The sequence below is a fragment of the Mesorhizobium sp. B3-1-7 genome (assembly GCF_006439385.1).
GTDB lineage: Bacteria > Pseudomonadota > Alphaproteobacteria > Rhizobiales > Rhizobiaceae > Mesorhizobium.
This window is the reverse complement of sequence record NZ_VFTL01000033.1, coordinates 20,864-39,737: the sequence shown is the minus strand read 5'-3', so window position 1 is coordinate 39,737 and position 18,874 is coordinate 20,864. Positions and strand designations below refer to the sequence as shown.

At 64.1% G+C, this 18,874-nt stretch carries 15 protein-coding genes; 10 read left to right on the top strand and 5 right to left on the bottom strand.

Translation table 11 applies throughout. The annotated features are described in order from the left end of the window. Window positions 1-44: 44 nt before the first annotated feature. The 4 genes from FJ417_RS24780 to FJ417_RS24765 are packed head-to-tail and all read left to right on the top strand — an operon-like array spanning window position 45 to window position 4,438. Complete coding sequence (locus FJ417_RS24780; protein WP_140785238.1) at window positions 45-1,124, top strand: toxic anion resistance protein; 1,080 nt, start codon at window positions 45-47, stop codon at window positions 1,122-1,124. 10 nt (window positions 1,125-1,134) lie between these two features. Next, window positions 1,135-2,706: a substrate-binding domain-containing protein gene (locus FJ417_RS24775; RefSeq protein WP_140785237.1), complete on the top strand. Its 1,572-nt coding sequence runs from the start codon at window positions 1,135-1,137 to the stop codon at window positions 2,704-2,706. An 8-nt stretch (window positions 2,707-2,714) separates the two neighbouring features. Further along, on the top strand, window positions 2,715-3,332 hold the full coding sequence (locus FJ417_RS24770; RefSeq protein ID WP_140659115.1) for a 5-bromo-4-chloroindolyl phosphate hydrolysis family protein: 618 nt from the start codon (window positions 2,715-2,717) through the stop codon (window positions 3,330-3,332). Next, complete coding sequence (locus FJ417_RS24765; protein ID WP_140785236.1) at window positions 3,332-4,438, top strand: hypothetical protein; 1,107 nt, start codon at window positions 3,332-3,334, stop codon at window positions 4,436-4,438. The genes FJ417_RS24770 and FJ417_RS24765 overlap by 1 nt, the downstream gene beginning before the upstream one ends. A 21-nt stretch (window positions 4,439-4,459) precedes the next feature. Here FJ417_RS24765 and sthA read toward each other — a convergent pair whose 3' ends face one another. Then, the gene (gene sthA / locus FJ417_RS24760; RefSeq protein ID WP_140785235.1) at window positions 4,460-5,848 is read right to left on the bottom strand and encodes a Si-specific NAD(P)(+) transhydrogenase; all 1,389 of its coding nucleotides are present in this window, start codon (window positions 5,846-5,848) and stop codon (window positions 4,460-4,462) included. Between the two features lie 172 nt (window positions 5,849-6,020). Between sthA and FJ417_RS24755 the strand changes: the two genes are divergently transcribed. From FJ417_RS24755 to FJ417_RS24740, 4 genes are all read left to right on the top strand, one after another. Next, window positions 6,021-6,749, top strand: coding sequence for an isoprenylcysteine carboxylmethyltransferase family protein (locus FJ417_RS24755; RefSeq protein WP_246687535.1), 729 nt, complete (start codon window positions 6,021-6,023; stop codon window positions 6,747-6,749). A gap of 73 nt (window positions 6,750-6,822) precedes the next feature. Beyond that, on the top strand, window positions 6,823-7,293 hold the full coding sequence (locus FJ417_RS24750) for an RDD family protein (RefSeq protein ID WP_140785233.1): 471 nt from the start codon (window positions 6,823-6,825) through the stop codon (window positions 7,291-7,293). Window positions 7,294-7,442: 149 nt separating this feature from the next. Then, entirely contained in the window at window positions 7,443-8,207 is a 765-nt protein-coding gene (locus tag FJ417_RS24745) for an arginyltransferase (RefSeq protein ID WP_140659119.1), read from the top strand. A gap of 124 nt (window positions 8,208-8,331) precedes the next feature. Then, a complete protein-coding gene (locus tag FJ417_RS24740; RefSeq protein WP_140785232.1) occupies window positions 8,332-9,228 on the top strand; it encodes a DMT family transporter in 897 nt (298 codons plus the stop codon). On the opposite strand, the gene FJ417_RS24735 is transcribed toward FJ417_RS24740, so the two are convergent. Together FJ417_RS24735 and parC are read right to left on the bottom strand one after the other, a co-directional pair. After that, complete coding sequence (locus FJ417_RS24735) at window positions 9,216-10,415, bottom strand: AI-2E family transporter (protein ID WP_140785231.1); 1,200 nt, start codon at window positions 10,413-10,415, stop codon at window positions 9,216-9,218. The genes FJ417_RS24740 and FJ417_RS24735 overlap by 13 nt on opposite strands. Before the next feature lie 332 nt (window positions 10,416-10,747). Next, window positions 10,748-13,003: a DNA topoisomerase IV subunit A gene (gene parC, locus FJ417_RS24730; protein WP_140785230.1), complete on the bottom strand. Its 2,256-nt coding sequence runs from the start codon at window positions 13,001-13,003 to the stop codon at window positions 10,748-10,750. 415 nt (window positions 13,004-13,418) lie between these two features. Here parC and FJ417_RS24725 point away from each other — a divergent pair, with 415 nt between their 5' ends. Beyond that, entirely contained in the window at window positions 13,419-14,609 is a 1,191-nt protein-coding gene (locus FJ417_RS24725; protein ID WP_140707433.1) for a hypothetical protein, read from the top strand. A 236-nt stretch (window positions 14,610-14,845) separates the two neighbouring features. Here the strand turns inward: FJ417_RS24725 and aspS are convergent, their stop codons facing one another. Together aspS and FJ417_RS24715 are read right to left on the bottom strand one after the other, a co-directional pair. After that, window positions 14,846-16,639 (bottom strand): aspartate--tRNA ligase, encoded by a 1,794-nt coding sequence (aspS, locus tag FJ417_RS24720; RefSeq protein WP_140641349.1) that lies wholly within the window; start codon window positions 16,637-16,639, stop codon window positions 14,846-14,848. A gap of 114 nt (window positions 16,640-16,753) precedes the next feature. Beyond that, a complete protein-coding gene (locus FJ417_RS24715) occupies window positions 16,754-17,512 on the bottom strand; it encodes a DeoR/GlpR family DNA-binding transcription regulator (protein WP_140785229.1) in 759 nt (252 codons plus the stop codon). Window positions 17,513-17,631: 119 nt separating this feature from the next. Between FJ417_RS24715 and FJ417_RS24710 the strand changes: the two genes are divergently transcribed. Beyond that, complete coding sequence (locus FJ417_RS24710; RefSeq protein WP_140785228.1) at window positions 17,632-18,858, top strand: MFS transporter; 1,227 nt, start codon at window positions 17,632-17,634, stop codon at window positions 18,856-18,858. The last annotated feature ends 16 nt before the right edge of the window (window positions 18,859-18,874 follow it).

Below are 18,874 nucleotides of genomic sequence, written 5' to 3'. Positions count from 1 at the left end.
ACACACTGTCTATCGAGATACTGTTCACCGAGGGGGAGGTCTCAATGGCCGACGAGAACAGCATCACTCTGCTCGACGACACTTCGAAGTTGCCCGCCATTGCCGCCAGCCCGGGCGAGGTCGCCAGGATCGAAGGCGGCATCGATATTCGCGACCGAGCGGCGATTTCGGTCTTCGGCGACCGCGCCCAGCAAGCGGTCAGCGACTATGCCGACAAGATTCTGTCGCAGATCCGCAACCGCGATCTCGGCGACACCGGCACATTGCTTACCGACATCATCATGAAGGCCAGGAACCTCGATCCGGCTTCGCTGAAGGACGAAGGGTTCTTGAGCAATTTGTTCTCCTCGTTCAAGGCACGGCTCGAGCGCTTCAAGGAAAAGTACGAGGACGTCGCCGGTCAGATCGACCGTATCGGCCTTGAGCTCGACCGTCATAAGGACACGCTCAGGCGCGACATCGCCGTGCTCGACGACCTGCACGAGCAGACCAAGGACTCCATCCTCAATCTCGACGCCTATGTGCAGGCCGGCAAGAAATTCGTCGACAACTACCGCGCCGACGAACTGCCGAAGCTGAAGGCCGCGGCGGAGGCGAAGAGCGCCGACACCGCCGGCTCCCTGGAGGCGCAAACCTACCAGGACGCCGTGCAGGCGCTCGACCGGCTGGAAAAGCGCATCTTCTATCTGGTGCAGGCGCGCCAGCTCGGCATCCAGCAATTGCCGCAGATCCGCATTGTGCAGTCGGGCGACGAGACGCTGATCGAGAACCTGCAGGCCACCTCGGTGCTGACCGTGCCAGCTTGGAAACAGAAGATGGTCATCCTGCTTGGGTTGACCAACCAGAAGTCGGCGCTGGAGCTGCAAAAGACGGTGACGGACGCCACCAACGAGATGATCCGCCAGACATCGAAGATGATGAAGGATCAGGCCATCTCCATCGAGGAGCAGGCGCAGCGCGGCATCGTCGATGTCGAGACGCTGGCGCAGGCCAACCGCGACCTGATCGACACGGTGCAAGGTGTGCTCAAGGTCCAGGAGCAAGGCCGGCAAAAGCGGGCCGACGCCGAAAAGGAGATGGACCAGATGACCGCCGACCTCAAGAAAGCGCTCACCCAGGGCTGACGGGGCCTCGATGCCAATGAAGCTTTCGTCCGTTCTGGCGTCGGCGGCCGCGCTGCTGCTGGCGGCCTGCAATTCGGGCAACGTCAAATTCTCGATCGTCTCCGGTTCGGAGAACACGGTGCTGGAGCCGATCGTGCAGGAGTTCTGCGCCAAGCAGGGCGCGACCTGCACCATCTCCTACCAAGGCTCGCTCGATATCGGTCTCGGCCTGCAGAAGGCCAGCGGGCTCGATCAGGACGCGGTCTGGCCGGCGTCGAGCGTCTGGGTCGACCTGTTCGATACCGGCCGCAAGGTACGCAACCTCACCTCGATCGCGCAGATGCCGGTCATCCTCGGCGTGCGCAAATCCAAGGCCGCCGAACTCGGCTGGATCGGCAGGCAAGTCTACATGAAAGACATCCTTGCCGCGGTGAAGGACGGCAAGCTCAAATTCCTGATGACCTCGGCCACGCAGTCCAACTCCGGCGCCAGCGCCTATCTGGCGATGCTCTCCAGCGCGCTCGGCGGCAAGGAGGTGATCCAGCCCGGCGACCTCGACAACCTCTCCGTGCACGACACGGTCGGCGCCCTGTTGCAGGGTGTCGAGCGCTCTTCCGGGTCTTCAGGCTGGCTGGCCGACCTCTATGTCGATTCCGCGCGCAAGGGCACGCTCTATGACGCGATGTGGAATTACGAGGCGACGCTGAAAGAGACCAACGACAGGCTGAAGCAAATGGGCGACGAGCCGCTCTACGCGGTCTATCCGGCCGATGGCGTCGCGGTCGGCGATTCCCCGCTCGGCTTCATCGATCACGGGCGCGGCGCCGATGTCGAAAAGTTCTTCGCCGACCTGCTCGCCTATCTGCAGTCGGACACGGTGCGCAAGCGCATCGCCGACACTGGCCGGCGACTGCCGCTCGGCGGCGCCGCGATCCAGGCGACGGCCGAGCCCGACTGGAATTTCGATCCGGGCAAGCTGGTGACGTCGATCCGCATGCCGGAACCCGCGGTGATCCGCAAGGCGCTTGATCTCTACCAGCAGGCGCTGCGCAAACCGTCATTGACGGCGCTCTGCTTCGACTTTTCGGGTTCGATGGAGAACGAAGGCGAAACGCAGTTGCAGCAGGCCGCGCAGTTCCTGTTCACGCCGGAAAAGTCAAGCGAAGTTCTGGTGCAATGGACGCCGTCCGACCACATTTTCGTGCTGCCTTTCGACAGCAAAGTGCGCGACATTTTCGACGCGACCGGTGATCCTGCGGGCCAGAACCAACTGCTTGGCGACGTGGCGCAGCAGCGCGCCGGCGGCGGTACCGACATGTATGCCTGCGCCTCGCAGGCGCTGCAGAAGATCCTGACGACGCCCGACCTGCCGAAATACCTGCCGGCCATCGTCATCATGACGGATGGCCGCACCGACGGCAGCGCCGAGCCGTTCTTGGCTGAGTGGCGGCAGGCGCCGCTGCGGGTGCCGGTGTTCGGGATCACCTTCGGCGATGCCGACAAGAGCCAGCTCGACAGTCTCGCCAAGGCGACCTCGGCGCGTGTCTTCGACGGCGGCGGCGATCTTGCGGGTGCCTTCCGCGCGGCGCGCGGCTACAACTAAGGCCAACCATGCGCGGCTTGTTCGGCAATGACTGGAACTGGATCGCGGCGGGGCTGGTGTCGGCCGCGCTGCTGATTGGTCTGGGCACGTTCACCCACTTCCCCTTCCTGGTCTCGGCGGTGATCTCGGTTCTGGTCTTTGCCGGATTGATCTTCGTGCTGGCGCCACGCCAGCTGTTCGAAGGGCTCGACCTGCGCTCGATCGGCGGCGGCCAGGTGGCGTTCGCGCGCGAATTGCTGGCGCAGGCGCAGCCGGCGGCCGACCGGCTGGCGGCCGCGGCCGGCTCTATCGCCGACAAGGACATAAAAGCCAAGGTGAAGAACCTTTCCGATATCGCCGCCGACGTCATCTCCAAAGTCGAGGCGAAACCGGCAAGCGCTGCTTCCGTGCGGCGCTTCCTGACCTATTACGTGCCGCAGGCGGCGGAAGTCGCGGAAGGCTATGCCACGCTTGCCGATCGCCGCGCGCCAAGCCAGCAGCGGCTTGCCACTGTCGGCGCGGTGATCACCAAGCTGCAGGACGCCTTCGTCCACTATGCCGACAGCCAAGCGGACTCCGAGCTTGGCACGCTCGACGTTGACCTTCGACTCATCCAGGAGTCGCTGAAAGAGGATATCGGTCGCTGATGGCCCTTTCTCGCCGCGCTTTCGGATTGGGACTGCTTGCCGCCGCCGCGGCCGGAACGGGCGGCTATCTGACGCTCAAGGACCGGCCGGAGTTCCGCGGTTATCTCGGCAACCGCGCGCATCTGTTCGGCTTCGTCGGCGGCGAGAAGCAGGCTTTCCTGGCCGACCCCGATGTGATCGGCGCGCTTGGCGGCTACGGGCTGGAGCTCGACGCGCGTGTCGCCGGTTCGGTCGAGATGGTGCGCGAGCCGGCACTTTTGACGCAGAAGCCGCAATTCCTGTGGCCATCCTCGTCGATCATGGTCGATCTCGCGCGTAAGAGCGGCGTCTCGATCCGCAACGACCAGGTCGTGCTCAATTCGCCGATCGTCGTCTACACCTGGGGCCCGGTGGTCGAAGGCCTGAAGAAAAGCGGCCTGGTCACCGTCGCCGCCAAGGGCGGCTACAACCAGCTCGACCTCAAGGCGCTGCTCGATGCCATGCTGGCCGGCAAGAACTGGTCGGATCTCGGCATTTCCGAACTCTATGGTCGCGCACGCATCGTCTCCACCGACCCCAACCGCTCCAATTCCGGCTTCATGTTCGCAGGGCTCGTGCTCAGCCTGATGAGCGGCGACGTGGCGACGCAGGAACTGCTTGCCCGGCATGGCGAGGAGGCGAAGTCGATCTTCCGCAGCATGGGCCTGAAATCGTCCTCGTCGGGCAAGCTGTTCGACCAGTATATCGCCGGAGGGCTCGGCGCCGAGCCGATGGTGGTGGGCTACGAAAACCAGCTCGTGGAATGGGCGCTTGCCGATCCGGAGCGCTGGCAGCGCGTGCAGGCTGGCGCCGGCGCCAAGCCGGAGATTCTCTATCCGCGCCCCACCGTCTATTCGGCGCATCCGCTGATCGTCATCGATCCGGCGGTCGATCCGCTGCTCGAAGCGCTGACCAGCCCGAAGCTGCAGCAACTCGCCTGGTCGAAGCACGGGTTCCGCGGGCCGCTCGGTACCGTGGCGGGCGATGCAGACGCCATCGCCGGCGTGCGGCCGGCCGAGATCGAGGCGGTGCTGCCGATGCCTTCGGCCGACGTCATGCTTTCGCTGCTGTCGCAGATGGAAGGCTGACCGGCCAGCTTGGCCGATCCCTTAGCCCTGCCCCATCCGGTTCCAGGCGTCCAGGCCGGCGATCTTGTAGGCTTCGGCCAGCGTCGGATAGTTGAAGGTGTTGTTGACGAAGAAGTCGACCGTGCCGCCGAGGTTGATCACCGCCTGGCCGATATGAATGAGCTCGGTAGCGCCCTCGCCGACGATGTGGGCGCCGAGCAGGCGGCGCGTCTCGACCGAGAACAACAGCTTCAGGAAGCCGCTCGAAACGCCCATGATGTGGCCGCGCGAGGTCTCGCGGAAGCGCGCCAGGCCGACCTCGTAGGCTGCGCCGCTGTCGCGCACCTGTTCTTCCGACAGGCCGACCGTGGAAATTTCCGGCACGGCGTAGATGCCATAGGGAAAGCTCTCCGGCGGCGGCGGCAGGTGGACCCCGAAGGCGTGGCAAGCCGCCACCCGGCCCTGCTCCATCGACGTCGAAGCCAGGCTCGGGAAGCCGATGACGTCGCCGGACGCGTAGATGTTTGAAACCGTGGTCTGGAAGGTATGCGGATCGACCTTGATGCGGCCGCGGGCGTCGGCCTCGATGCCGACCGTGTCGAGGCCGAGGCTGGCGACATTGCCGGTGCGGCCGGCTGCGTAGAGCACCATCTCGGAGCGGATGGTGCGGCCATCGGCCAGCGTCACTTCGGCGTGGTCGGGTTTCGAGGCGATCTCCTTCACCGTGCTGCCGAGGCGGATGATCATGCCGCGGTCACGCATCTGGTGAATGAAGTCGTCGACGATCTCGCGATCGATGAAGTCGAGGATGGTGTTGCGCGGCTCGACCAGTGTCACCGGCACGTCGAGGGCGGAAAAGATGGTGGCGTATTCGACGCCGATGACGCCGGCGCCGATCACCGTCAGCGTGCGCGGCAGATGGTGGAGTTCCAGCATCTCGTCGCTGTCGAAGACGCGCTTTTTGTCGAAGGGCACGTCGGCCGGCCGGTGCGGCCTGGTGCCGACGGCGATCAGCGCGTTGGCGAAGCCAACTTCGCTGTAGTCGCCATTGTCGGCGGTCAAGCTGACCTTGTTCGGCGTGAGGAACTTCACGGCGGCGCGCGCGCTCTTCACCGTGTTGCGCATGAACTGATGCTGCAGCACCTCGACCTCATGGTCGAGCGTCTTGTGCAGCCGGTCGACCAGATCTGAGATCGAAATGTCCTGCATGACCCGGTAGCCACGCCCGTAGAAGCCGCGTTCGCGCCAGCCCGAGAGGTTGAGCACCGTTTCGCGCAGCGTCTTCGACGGGATCGTGCCGGTATGCACCGAGACGCCGCCCAGGCGCCGGCCTCGGTCGACCACCAGCACCGACTTGCCGAGCTTGGCCGATTGCACCGCGGCGCGGCGGCCCGAAGGGCCGCTGCCGATGACCAGCATGTCGTAGTCCATGTCCCCGTCCCCTTTGTGCGCCGCAGCAAGCTAGACCGGGAAGAATGTCATGTTCAACAGGCAACACACCATTCCCTCGCAGGCGAATCCGCCAATGCAACCAAAAGCATGCGAAACCTTAACCGCACGGCAAGGCTTGCGTGCAATGGTCCATGTCGAGGGGACCACCGGGGTGGCAGGGTTGACGATTTCCAAAAGCGATGTGCTGCCTGGCGCAAAGATCGGTTTTTGGTCCGGGCTGCGAAGCAGCGAGATCCTCACCGACCTTCGCGAGGGCCTGTTCCGTTTCATCGCGCTGGTGGTCGCCGCGGTCTTCGTCTATCGCGGTGCGCGTCACCTCGTCATCGATCCGGGCCGGCTGAACATCCTGCTGCTCATGATCTCCGACGTCCTGACCTTTACCTGGCTGCTGCTGGCGCGCCGACCGATTGTCCGCGACTGGAGCCCTTTCACGGTATTCATCTCGCTGACGGCCGGTTTCGGCTCGGGTTTCGTATCGCTCCAGGACGGAATCGCCATCATCCCGCTCTATATCGCGGCGCCGCTGCAATTCCTGGCGCTGTGGCTGGTGATCTGGGGCAAGATATCGCTTGGCCGCTCCTTCGCCATCCTGCCCACCAATCGCGGCGTCGTCACCGGCGGCGCCTACCGCTTCGTGCGGCACCCGATCTATGCCGGCTACCTGGCGGGGCACATCCTTTTCCTGCTGTCGAGCGTCTCGATCTACAATTTCACGGTCTACGCGATCATCACCCTGTTCCAGATCCATCGCATCCTGCGCGAGGAGCGCATCCTGGCGCTCACCGAGGAATATCGCGACTATCTCGGGCGGGTTCGCTACAGGCTCAGCCCCGGGCATCTTCTGATATCGCGCCGGTCCGCCGGCGGGCACCTTCCTTGAATTCCGGGCCACCCTCACCATTTGAAAAGGGCGGCAGGCATCCTCAAGCGGATGCCGCGATCGAGGAACGGATATGAACGCACGCGTATTGGATGGCGAGATCATCACGACCAGGTTCGAGGACACTCGCGCCTATCGCGGGGTGCGGACAAGGCGCATCTTCGCCTTCCTGCTCGACTATTTCTTCGTCGCGCTGCTGACCATTCCCTTCGCCATCCTGGTAGCCATTCTCGGGCTTTTGACTTTCGGCCTCGGCTGGGCGCTGTTTTCGGTGCTGGTGCCGATGGTCGCCATTCTCTACATCTGGAACACGCTGGGCAGCCGCGGCCAGGCGACGACCGGCATGAAGATCGTGGGTATCCGCCTGGAGAAGCTCGACGGCAGCCGCATCGACGGCATGACGGCCGTGGTTCACTCGGTGCTGTTCTGGGCTGGCAACGTCATCCTGACGCCGCTGGTGCTCCTGGTCACGCTGTTCTCCGACCGCAAGCGCACGCTGCACGACCTGCTGCTCGGCACGGTGGTCACCCGCACCGATATCTGACGGCGTTCCACGGCCGTGTCGATCAGACCGCCGCGCCGCCTATGCTTAAATATGAACAGGTCAAGCCCGTCGCGTCCGCACAATCCTGTTGAATTTTTCGCCGACCGGGCCAAAGGTAGAGCGATTCGCAGGAGCGTTTCCAAGATTAGATGACGCAGCATCCGACCCAGTCGCCGCAGTTCTTCCTGACCGCGCCGTCGCCGTGCCCTTATCTGGAGGGACAGTTCGAGCGCAAGGTGTTCACGCACCTTGTCGGCGACAAGGCGCCGGAGATGAACGACCTGCTGACGCAAGGCGGCTTCCGGCGCTCGCAGAACATCGCCTACCGTCCGGCCTGCGAGTCGTGCCGCGCCTGTGTCTCGGTTCGCATCCTGGCACAGGAATTCAGCCCCAGCCGCAACATGCGCCGCGTCATCCAGCACAATGCCGACCTCGTCGGCGCCATGCATGACGCGCAGCCCTCGACCGAGCAATACTCGCTCTTCCGCGGCTATCTCGACGCCCGCCATCGCCGTGGCGGCATGTCGGACATGACCGTGCTCGACTATGCGATGATGGTGGAAGACACGCATGTCGACACCAAGATCATCGAATACCGGCGTCGCGGCCCCGACACGTTCATCACCGGCAAGGGCCATGGCGAGCTGATCGCGGTCGCGCTCACCGACAAGATGGCCGATGGCCTGTCGATGGTCTATTCCTATTTCAATCCTGACTTCGAGGACCGCTCGCTCGGCACCTTCATGATCCTCGATCACATCGCCCGCGCCAAGGCGATGGGACTGCCCCACGTCTATCTCGGCTACTGGGTCAACGGCTCGCGCAAGATGAATTATAAGATGCGCTTCATGCCGCAGGAGCATCTCGGCCCGAAAGGCTGGGAACGCTACGACCACGAAGCGGTCAGTCGCTAAAACAGTTTTCCCGAACCCGCCCTTATTGTGTTTCAAGGGAGAAGACGCCGATCTTGCGCGCCCTCGCGCGCGAGGTGTGCAATCGCGCCGGCCCTTGCTCTCGCTTTGTTTCGAGAACGATCACATGTCTTCCCACACCGATCACCAGAAAGGCCTCCTCGTCACCGCCATCGGCGGTCTGGTGCTGAGCATAGATATTCCGCTGATCCGGCTCGCGGATGGCGAAGCTTGGACCATCCTTTTGCTGCGCACCAGCTGCACCTTGGCGGCGGCGCTGATCATGTGGGCGGTCTGGCGCTTGTACAGCAAGAATGCGCCGCAGCTCATACCCGGCTGGTCGGGGCTGGTCGTGGCCGTGATTTACGGGCTCGGCGCGGTCGCCTTCATGACAGCCGTCTATCATACATCGACAGCCGATCTGGTCTTCATCCTGGCCTTCAACACCGTCTTCGCGGCGCTGCTGTCGTGGCTGTTCCTGAAGGAGCGGCCGCGACCGCTGACCCTCGCCGCGATGGCGCTGATGATCGTCGGCGTCGCCATCATCGTCGGCGATTCCGTCGGCACCGGATATTTGTTCGGCGACCTGATGGCATTGTGTTCGGCCTTCCTGATTGCCTGCGCCATCACCATCTCGCGCGCCAGCGGCAAGGACATGGGCTTTACCGCGCTTATCGGCGTGATCCTGCCTTTTGGGGTGGCGGCGTTCATGGTCTCCAGGACCGGCTTTCAAGTCGAAGCGCCGTGGTGGATCATCCTGAACGGCGGCGTCGTCATGCCGATCGCGTTCTTCTGCCTCGCCAACGGACCGAAATACATCTCGGGCGCGGAAGTCGCGATGTTCTATCTCTTGGAAACGATCCTGGCGCCGGTCTGGGTGTGGATGATCTTCGCCGAGACACCGTCACGCAACAGCGTGATCGGCGGCGGCATCATGATCGTAACGCTGGTCGCGCATTCGCTCTGGCAATTGCATGAGGGCCGCAAGCGCCGTGCGGACCTCGCGGTGCATCACCCGGCCTGAATCTTCCTTGGCTCGGCGGCCGTCTCGATCCGGGGCGGCGCGCCGGCCTCGTCGGCGACAGGCGGAAGCTCGTCCATGATCTCGACCTCGCGCAGCCATTCGCGCCAGATGGCGACGAGCAGCGCCATCAACACCGGGCCTATGAACAGGCCGAGGAACCCCATCGTCTTGACGCCGCCGATCAGGCCGAAAAAGGTCGGCAGGAACGGCAGCTTGATCGGGCCGCCAACGAGCTTGGGCCGCAAGGTCTTGTCGACGATGAAGAGCTCGACCGCGCCCCAGATGAACAGGGCCGCGCCCGCGAAAAGCTTGCCGCTGGCGGCGAGGTAGATCGACACCAGGGTGAAGGAGAGCGGCGCACCGCCCGGGATCAGCGCCATGATGCCGGTGAGCGCGCCGAGCGTCACCGGCGACGGCACGCCGGCGAGCCAATAGGCGATGCCGAGCACCAGGCCCTCGCCGATGGCGATGATGGTCATGCCGGTGACCGTCGAGGAAATGGTTGCCGGCACGACGCGCGAGATACGCTCCCAGCGCGTCGGCAGGATGCGTTCGCCGAGGCGATCGATCTGGGCCGCGAAAGCCTCGCCGTCGCGATAGGCGAAGAACAGCGCGATCATCATGAACAGAAGCGTCAGCATCAGGCTGAAGGCGCTGCCGCCGGCAGCCAAGGCGCCGCGATAGATGCTGCCGATATTGGAGCCGCTGATCAGCTGGATCAACTCGCCGATGCCGCCGGGGTGGCCGAGATAGGCCGTCCACTGCTCGTTCAGCCACTGGCCGACGACCGGTATGGCGGCGATCCAACCCGGTGTCACCGCGCCGTGGCGATTGGTCTCGATCGCCCAGGTGACCCACTCGCGCAGCTCGTTGATGGCATAGGTGCCGGCAAGCGCGATCGGCACTACCAGGAAGGTGAGGATGAAAAGGATCGCCAAAGTCGCGCCGACGGTGCGGTTGCCGCCGACGCCAACGAGCAGTCGGCGGTAGAGCGGCCAGCTGGCAAAGGCGATGACGAGCGCCGCCAGCACCGGGAACAGGAAGCCGTGGAAGAAATAGACGCCGGCGGCGGCGATCAGCACCAGGAGCCAGCGCGCCGCCGACAGCGGCGGGATGACGGCCGCCCTGAGCGGCGTCGACAGGCCGAACAGGCGCTGCCCCGGTTTCTGGATTTCAGCCCGCTTCAAGCGTGCGTTTCTCCCCTGCCCGATGGTTCAATGGATGCTTATGCACCATCATAGTGCAGTAATCGTGACGATAGTCCAAATGTTCGTCCTTGCCTTCCCCTTGTGGGGTGAGCAGCCGGTTCGCGAAGCGAATTCATCGTGCCAGTGGCACGATGAAAGGCCAGCGAACGCCGGGACGCTGCGAAGCAGCGGGGACCCGGCCGGGTGGTGGATCGGCCATCCCCGGCCCTTTGCAGGCTCAGGGCGTTCGAAGCTCGAAAAGCCAAGCAATTGGCTTTTCGTCCGCTAACGCGGACCGCTTCTTACCCCACAAGGAGAGAAGGGGAGCCTCGCTACCCGAACTTGCCCGTCCTGGGGAAACCCTTCGGCACCATGCGGCCGGCGGCGGCACGCGCGCCGATCCACTCGGCAAGCTCCTCGCGCGACTTGGTGAAGGTGCGATCGGCCGAATCCTGCCAGGAGAGCCCCATCTCGAGGGTGAAGGTCTTCAGGTCCACCACGCCGCCATCCTTGTATTTCTGCAGGCGCACGCCCTTGCCGCGCGCCATTTCCGGGATTTCGGCCAGCGGGAAGACCAGCATCTTGCGGTTCTCGCCGACAATGGCGAGATGGTCGCCCGACACCGGGATGCAGCGCTTGGCCTCGTCCGGCGCCTTGACGTTCATCACTTGCTTGCCCTTGCGGGTGTTGGCGACGACCTCTTCCTCCGAAACGACGAAACCGTTGGCGTCGTAGGAGACGAGCAGCAGCTTGCGTTTGGGGTCATGGACAAAGGCGGTGACGATGTCCTGATCGTTCTCCATGTCGACGATGATGCGGATCGGCTCGCCATGGCCGCGCCCGCCCGGCAGCCGGTCGGCGCCGATGGTGTAGAACTTGCCGCCGGTGGTGAAGACCAGGATCTTGTCCGTGGTCTGGGCATGGAAGGCGAGCTTCAGGCTGTCGCCTTCCTTGAAGGCGAGCTGCGAATGGTCGGTCAGGTGGCCCTTCATGGCGCGCAGCCAGCCCTTTTCCGACACAACGACGGTGACCGGCTCGCGCTCGATCATGGCGTGCGCGATGTCGGTCAGGTCATGCTCGGGCGCATCGGCGAACTGGGTGCGGCGCTTGCCGAGTTCGGTCTCCGGACCGAACGTGTCGCGGATCTTGGTGACTTCCCACTTGATCGTCGACCATTGCTTGGCGTCGGAAGCCAGCAGGGCCTCGATCTGCTTCTTCTCGGCGGTGAGGCCGTCGAATTCCTTGCGGATCTCGATCTCTTCGAGCTTGCGCAACGCGCGCAGGCGCATGTTGAGGATCGCTTCGGCCTGGTTGTCGGTGAGCGACCAGCGGGCCATCATCACCTGCTTGGGCTCATCCTCCTCGCGGATGATCCGGATGACCTCGTCGATGTTGAGATAGGCGATCAGATAGCCGGCGAGGATTTCCAGCCGCTTCTCGATCTCGCCGAGCCGGTATTTCGAGCGGCGGATCAAAACCTCGCGACGGTGGTCGAGCCACTCCTTCAGCACGCCCTTCAGCGACAGGACGTTCGGCACCTTGCCGCGCGACAAAACGTTCATGTTGAGCGGGAAGCGGCTTTCGAGCTCGGTGAGCTTGAACAGCGATTCCATCAGGAGGCCGGGATCGACGGTGCGGCTCTTCGGCACCAGGACGACGCGGATGTCTTCCGCGCTCTCGTCGCGGATGTCCTCGAGCAGCGGCAGCTTGCGCGCCATCAAAAGCTCGGCGATCTTCTCGATCAGCCTGGCCTTCTGCACGCCGTAGGGGATTTCGGTGACGACGATGCTCCAGGTGCCCCTGCCCTGGTCTTCCTGACCCCATTTCGAGCGCACGCGAAAACCGCCACGGCCCGTTTCATAGGCTTCGAGGATCGAGGCGCGGCTGTCGACGATGATGCCACCGGTCGGGAAATCCGGACCCTGGACGAAATCCATCAGTTTCGCCACCGGCGCGTCCGGATGCTCGATCAGATGAAGCGCTGCGTCGCAAAGCTCAGCCGCGTTATGCGGCGGGATGGAAGTCGCCATGCCGACGGCAATGCCCGACGAGCCGTTGGCGAGCAGGTTCGGGAAGGCGCCCGGCAGGACGGACGGCTCCTCGTCCTCTTCATTGTAGGTCGGCCGGAAATCGACTGCATCCTCGGTGATGCCGGCAAGCAGTTCGCTCGCCACCTCTGTCATGCGCGCTTCGGTGTAACGCATGGCGGCGGCGTTATCGCCGTCGATGTTGCCGAAATTGCCCTGCCCGTCGACCAGCGGGTAGCGCATCGAGAAATCCTGCGCGAGACGCACCAGGGCGTCGTAGATCGACTGGTCGCCATGCGGATGGAACTTGCCCATCACGTCGCCGACGATGCGGGCGCATTTGGCAAAGCCCTGATCGGGGTTGAGCCGGAGCAGCCGCATGGCATGCATGATGCGGCGATGGACCGGCTTCAGTCCGTCGCGCACATCCGGCAGCGCCCGGTGCATGATGGTCGACAGCGCGTAAGCCAGATAGCGCCGCTCGAGCGCTTCCTTCAGATCGACCGGTTCGATTTTATCGCCGCCGCCATTGTTATCAGGCGGCAAAAGCCTTTTTCCCATGGATTTGGACTAGCCGAGCGGGTGATTCGCGGCAAGCGCCGCGTGAACGTCGGCGCATTCGCCGCGGCTATAGACACGCAGCCGGCGGTGTGAAGGATTTCACGGAAGCGGCGCCGCGGCGGCTGCAATTTGCCGCCGATCTGCAACAGGCTTAGTCGGCAACACGACGCCGGCCAACATCAATCCGTTACATGCGGCCGCTATCTGGCAATGCAACGCGCTGGCCAAGGAAAGCCGCGGTCTTCATGACAAATTCACCGCATCGGGCAATGGCTGCCGACCGGCGTTTGCTTTTCATCGCCGTTTTCGACAAATGGGGCCGGAAATGCCTTTTTCCCGTCCCGTTCGTCACGGAATGGTGATGGAGCAGATTTCAAAACAATTTCACATAGCCAATCAGGACAGGGAACTCGCCATGACAATCCAACGCTCAACGCTCAAGAAACTGGCTTTTTCGACCTTTCTGCTGACGCTGCCGCTCAACGCGGCCTTCGCCGCCGATCCGGCGGTGGCCGAGCGCATCAAGGCAGCCCTTGCCGCCCAGGGCGTCGAGATTTCCTGGACCGGCGTCTCAGGCGACGATTCGAACGCCGTGCTGCAGGGCGTCTCCATCAAGCCGGCGGCCGAGAAGGAAGCGCTGCCGATCGGCGACGTGAAGCTGGAAGGGGTCAGCGAAGCCAATGGCGGCTATGAGATCGCCACCGTCTCGACCTCGCCTTTCGAGCACAGCAAGGACGGCGTGACGCTCAACCTCAGCCCGGTGGTCATCCACGACATGAAGGTTCCCGCCGAAGGCGGCACCGATCCGCTCGGCTCGCTGATGATGTACAAGTCGGCGGAGCTCTCCAACATGACGGTCAAGGTCGGCGACAAGACGGCGTTCGCGATGGACGGGCTTGCGGTCCAGATCACCCCGCCGGCCGACGGCAAGGCGATGGACTTCACCGCCAACACCGAAAAATTCACCGCCGACCTGACGCTGATCGACGATCCGAAGTCGAAGGAAGCGATAGAGGCGCTGGGCTACCAGAACATCTCGGGCAACATCGCGATGGCCGGCACCTGGCAGCCGAGCGACGGCAAGATGGAGCTGTCGAAATATGACGTCTCGGTCGAAAATGCCGGCACGCTCGGCATGACCTTCGACCTCGGCGGCTACACGGTCGACTTCATCAAGTCGATGCAGGAGATGCAGAAGAAGCTCGCCGCCCAACCGGAAGGCGCCGACAATTCCGCGCAAGGCATGGCCATGCTCGGCCTGATGCAGCAGCTTTCCTTCAACGGCGCCTCGGTGCGCTTCGAGGACGATTCGCTCACCGGCAAGGTGCTCGACTATGTCGGCAAGCAGCAGGGCATGTCGTCCAAGGACGTCGCCAACCAGGCCAAGGCGATCGTGCCGTTCGGCATGGCGCAGCTCAACAATCCCGAGCTGACGGCCGAGGTGTCGGCTGCCGTCAACACCTTCCTCGACGACCCGAAGAGCCTGGAAATCTCGGCCGAGCCGCCGTCGTCGGTGCCGTTCGCGCTGATCATGGCCGGCGCCATGTCCAACCCGCTCGACCTGCCGAAGACGTTGGGCGTCAAGGTCAAGGCGAACCAGGACTGATCGAATTAGCTGCCTTCTCCCCGTCACTATACGGGGAGAAGGTGCCGGCAGGCGGATGAGGGGCAGCGCCGACGCTTGCGAATATGTAATTCGGTGCTGAACCGACTGCCTGTCAGAAGGCCTCAGCTGTTACGACCGCGTGCAAATCGCCAGCACCCGCGCTGCCCCTCATTGTCCTGCCGGACATTTCTCCCCCGTATCAGTGACGGGGAGAAAGGGCAGTTGCTAGGCTGCCGTCAGTCCTTCTTCGCCACGGCGACGCGCAGCGACAGCTCGCGCAGCTGTTGCGGGGTGGCTTCGGAAGGCGCGCTCATCAGCAGGTCGTAGGCCTGCTGGTTCATCGGGAACATGGTGATCTCGCGCAGGTTCTTGGCGCCCACGAGCAACATGACAATGCGGTCGACGCCCGCCGCCATGCCGCCATGCGGCGGCGCGCCATACTGGAAAGCGCGGTAAAGGCCGCCGAAGCGCTCCTCCACCGTCGCGCGGTCCAGGCCGACCATCTCGAACGCCTTGACCATGGTTTCCGGCAGGTGGTTGCGGATGCCGCCCGATGCGATCTCGAAGCCGTTGCAGACCATGTCGTACTGGAACGCCTTGATGCCGAGCGGCTCCTCACCATTCAGCGCGTCGATGCCCCCTTGCGGCATGGAGAACGGATTGTGGGCGAAGTCGATCTTCTTCTCGTCCTCGTTCCATTCGAAGAACGGGAAGTCGACGATCCAGCAAAGTTCGAAGCGCTCGCGGTCGACGAGGTTCAGCTCCTCGCCGGCGCGCGTACGCGCCGCGCCCGCGAAAGTGACGAACTTCTTCGGGTCGCCGGCGACGAAGAAGGCGGCGTCGCCATCGGCGAGGCCGAGCTGCTGGCGGATCGCCTCGGTGCGCTCCTCGCCGATGTTCTTGGCGATCGGGCCGGCGCCTTCGAGTTTTTCACCTTCCTTGCGCCAGAAGATGTAGCCGAGCCCCGGCTGCCCCTCGCCCTGCGCCCAGGAATTCATGCGGTCGCAGAAGGCGCGGCTGCCGCCGGTCTTGGCCGGAATGGCCCAGACTTCGGCCTTTGGATCGTTGGCGAGGATGTTGGCGAACACCTTGAAGCCGGAGTCGCGAAAATGATCCGAGACGGCCTGCATCTCGATCGGATTGCGCAGGTCCGGTTTGTCGGTGCCATAGGTGCGCATCGCCTCGTCATAGGGAATGCGGCGGAATTTCTGCGTCACCGGCTTGCCGGCGGCGAACGTCTCGAAGACCGCGCGGAGGACAGGCTCCATCGTGCTGAGCACGTCGTCCTGCTCGACGAAGCTCATTTCGAGGTCGAGCTGGTAGAACTCGCCCGGCAGGCGGTCGGCGCGCGGATCCTCGTCGCGGAAGCAGGGCGCGATCTGGAAATAGCGGTCAAAGCCGGAGACCATGATCAGCTGCTTGTACTGCTGCGGCGCCTGCGGCAGCGCGTAGAAGGTGCCGGGATGGATGCGCGACGGCACCAGGAAGTCGCGCGCGCCTTCTGGCGACGAGGCGGTGAGGATCGGCGTCGAAAATTCGGTGAAACCGACCTCCCCCATGCGCTTGCGCATCTCGGCGATGATCTTCGTGCGCGCCACGATATTCCGGTGCAGCGTCTCGCGGCGCAGGTCGAGGAAGCGGTATTTCAGGCGGATGTCTTCGGGATATTCAGGTTCGCCGAACACCGGCAGCGGCAGCTCCTTGGCGGCCGACAGCACTTCGATCTCGCGCGCGAAAATCTCGATCTCGCCGGTCGGCAGGTTTGGATTAACGGTTTCCGGCAGGCGCGCCTTGACCTCGCCGTCGACGCGGATCACCCATTCGCCGCGCAGTGTCTCGGCCACCTTGAAGGCCGGCGAATCCGGATCGGCGACGATCTGGGTCAGGCCGTAATGGTCGCGCAGGTCGATGAAAAGCAGGCCGCCATGGTCGCGCACGCGATGCACCCAGCCCGACAGGCGGACGGAATTGCCGACGTCGCTCTTTCTCAACTGGGCACAGGTGTGGCTGCGGTAACGATGCGTGGTCATGGGTAAAGTCCGGAAATTGCGGGCATCGGCCCGGCTCGAAAATTGGCGCGAAAAGCGCATGAGAGGCCGGCTTTGTCAAGGCAAGCGGTCACACAGGCGCGCTGCCGCAGCCGCTCAAGCAAAGTGGATCTGCGCGCCCTGGCTTTGGAAAGCGGCGAGCGTGGCGGGAGGCGCGCTCTTTTCCACCACGAGATGGCGGATCGCATCCGCCTTCGCCACGCGATAGGGCGCGGCGGTGGCAAGCTTGTCGTTGGTGACGGCAATGACGATACCAGCGCTGTTTTTCGCCATGGCGCGCTTCACCTCGGCTTCGGCCGAATCGAAGGCGGTGACGCCGCGCGCGACATCCAGCCCGCAGGAGCCCAGAAAGAACAGATCGGCGCCGAGTTGCGCGACGGCGGCGAGCGTGTCGGCGCCGACGCAGGTGCCGAGATCGGGCACATAGCGGCCGCCGAGCACGATCAGCTCGACCAGGGGAAGGTCCGCCAGAGCCGAGGCGACGCCCAGCGAATTGGTAGCGACGGTCAGTTGGATGTCGCGCGGGATCGCCCTGGCGATCGCCTCATTGGTCGTGCCGCCGTCGATGAACAGCGACTGCCCCGCGCTCAGCAGCCCGACCGCCGCCCTGGCGAGCCGCGTTTTTTCCTCGACCGCATGACGGCTGCGCTGGCTGAGCGTCGCGGCGGCAAAGGGCGCGGAAGCGACCGCGCCGCCATAGACGCGGCGCAGTTGCCCGGCCTTCGCCAATTCCCTGAGATCGCGGCGCACCGTGTCTTCCGACACGCCGAAACGGCTGGCGAGCTCTCCGGCCAGCACCTTTCCGTCCGCCGCAAGCCGGTCGCGAATGAGTTGGTGGCGTTCTTCGGTGAGCATGCACGATCCTATTTATTTGTGCACGTTATTGCATGTTTTGCCTGTTCATGCAAGAAACAGAGTCGCCGGCGGACTCCGAAGAGGTCGCTCGCCAAAATCTCCTTGTTGGATTGCCCGTGATGACCCTTGGCCTGAAACTCGCTCCGCAGCATCGCGTCTATGCCGGCTTCGCGATCTATTCCTTCGCCATGGGCAACATCTTCCCGCGCCTGCCCGATATCAAGCATGCCATGCAGATCGAGGACGGCACGCTGGGACTCGCCCTGATCGGCACGCCGATCGGCACGCTGATCGCGCTGACGCTGGCGACGCCGATCCTGGAGCGCGTCGGCTTTCGCCGCGCGCTGCTGTGGCTGGTGCCGCTGCTGGCGCTTGCCTATTCCGTCGCGGTGCACGCGCCGGGCCCGGCCGCGTTGTTCCTGATGCTGCTCCCGGTCGGACTGATGATCGGCAGCATTGAGATCATCTTGAATGTCGAGGCCGACAGGACCGAGTTCCTGCTCAAGCGCCGCATCATGAACAGGGCGCATTCGTTCTGGAGCATTGGCTTCTTCGGCGCCGGGCTGTTCGGCGGCGCGCTGGCGCATCTCGGCCTGTCGCCGCAACTGCATCTGGCGCTGGTGGTGCCGATGGTGGCGGTTGCGGTGGCGCTGTTGCTCGGCGGCTTCCAACCGGCGCCCGCCCGCTTCGTCACGTCTGGCGACAAAGCGCCGATGTTCGCCCGGCCGACGCTGCCGATCCTCATCCTCGTCGCGGTGACGCTGTCGGCAATGCTGATGGAAGGCGCCAGCATGGACTGGTCGGCGATCTATATGCGCACCGTGTTCGAGTCAGGGCCCTTCGTTGCCGGGATCACCGTGGCGCTGTTCGCCTTCTCGCAGGCGACGACACGCTTCTTCGCCGACAGCATCGTCGACCGCCACTCGCCGAGCGGCGTGGCGCGCGTGTTGTTGGCAACGATGGCTGCCGGCGTGTTCATCGTCTTCTTCTCGCCCTTGCCCTTCGTCTCGATGCTGGGCTTCGCGCTCATGGGCATCGGCTGCAGCGCGATCTTTCCGTTGGCGATTTCGGCGGCCGCCCAGATGACGGACCGCTCCGCCGCGATCAACGTTGCCGCATTGTCGCAGATCTCCTTCGTCGCCTTCCTGCTCGGTCCGCCGCTGCTCGGCTTCGTCTCGGACCACTGGGGCATCCGCTCGGCCTATGGCATCGGCATACCGTTCATCGTGCTCAGCCTGGCGGCAGCGGGCGCGCTTGGCCGGCGACCGTCGCCGAACGCCGTAACGGACGGAACAGGATCCGACACGACCGGAGAGAGAGTACCGGCGCGGGCCTACGAGGCATGAACCGCTCGCCCATCGT

Coding starts and splice junctions, on each gene's coding strand:
- FJ417_RS24780 (WP_140785238.1), top strand. CDS start 45: ATGGCCGACGAGAACAGCATCACTCTGCTCGACGACACTTCGAAGTTG.
- FJ417_RS24775 (WP_140785237.1), top strand. CDS start 1,135: ATGCCAATGAAGCTTTCGTCCGTTCTGGCGTCGGCGGCCGCGCTGCTG.
- FJ417_RS24770 (WP_140659115.1), top strand. CDS start 2,715: ATGCGCGGCTTGTTCGGCAATGACTGGAACTGGATCGCGGCGGGGCTG.
- FJ417_RS24765 (WP_140785236.1), top strand. CDS start 3,332: ATGGCCCTTTCTCGCCGCGCTTTCGGATTGGGACTGCTTGCCGCCGCC.
- sthA (WP_140785235.1), bottom strand. CDS start 5,848: ATGGACTACGACATGCTGGTCATCGGCAGCGGCCCTTCGGGCCGCCGC.
- FJ417_RS24750 (WP_140785233.1), top strand. CDS start 6,823: ATGAACGCACGCGTATTGGATGGCGAGATCATCACGACCAGGTTCGAG.
- FJ417_RS24745 (WP_140659119.1), top strand. CDS start 7,443: ATGACGCAGCATCCGACCCAGTCGCCGCAGTTCTTCCTGACCGCGCCG.
- FJ417_RS24740 (WP_140785232.1), top strand. CDS start 8,332: ATGTCTTCCCACACCGATCACCAGAAAGGCCTCCTCGTCACCGCCATC.
- parC (WP_140785230.1), bottom strand. CDS start 13,003: ATGGGAAAAAGGCTTTTGCCGCCTGATAACAATGGCGGCGGCGATAAA.
- FJ417_RS24725 (WP_140707433.1), top strand. CDS start 13,419: ATGACAATCCAACGCTCAACGCTCAAGAAACTGGCTTTTTCGACCTTT.
- aspS (WP_140641349.1), bottom strand. CDS start 16,639: ATGACCACGCATCGTTACCGCAGCCACACCTGTGCCCAGTTGAGAAAG.
- FJ417_RS24715 (WP_140785229.1), bottom strand. CDS start 17,512: ATGCTCACCGAAGAACGCCACCAACTCATTCGCGACCGGCTTGCGGCG.
- FJ417_RS24710 (WP_140785228.1), top strand. CDS start 17,632: ATGACCCTTGGCCTGAAACTCGCTCCGCAGCATCGCGTCTATGCCGGC.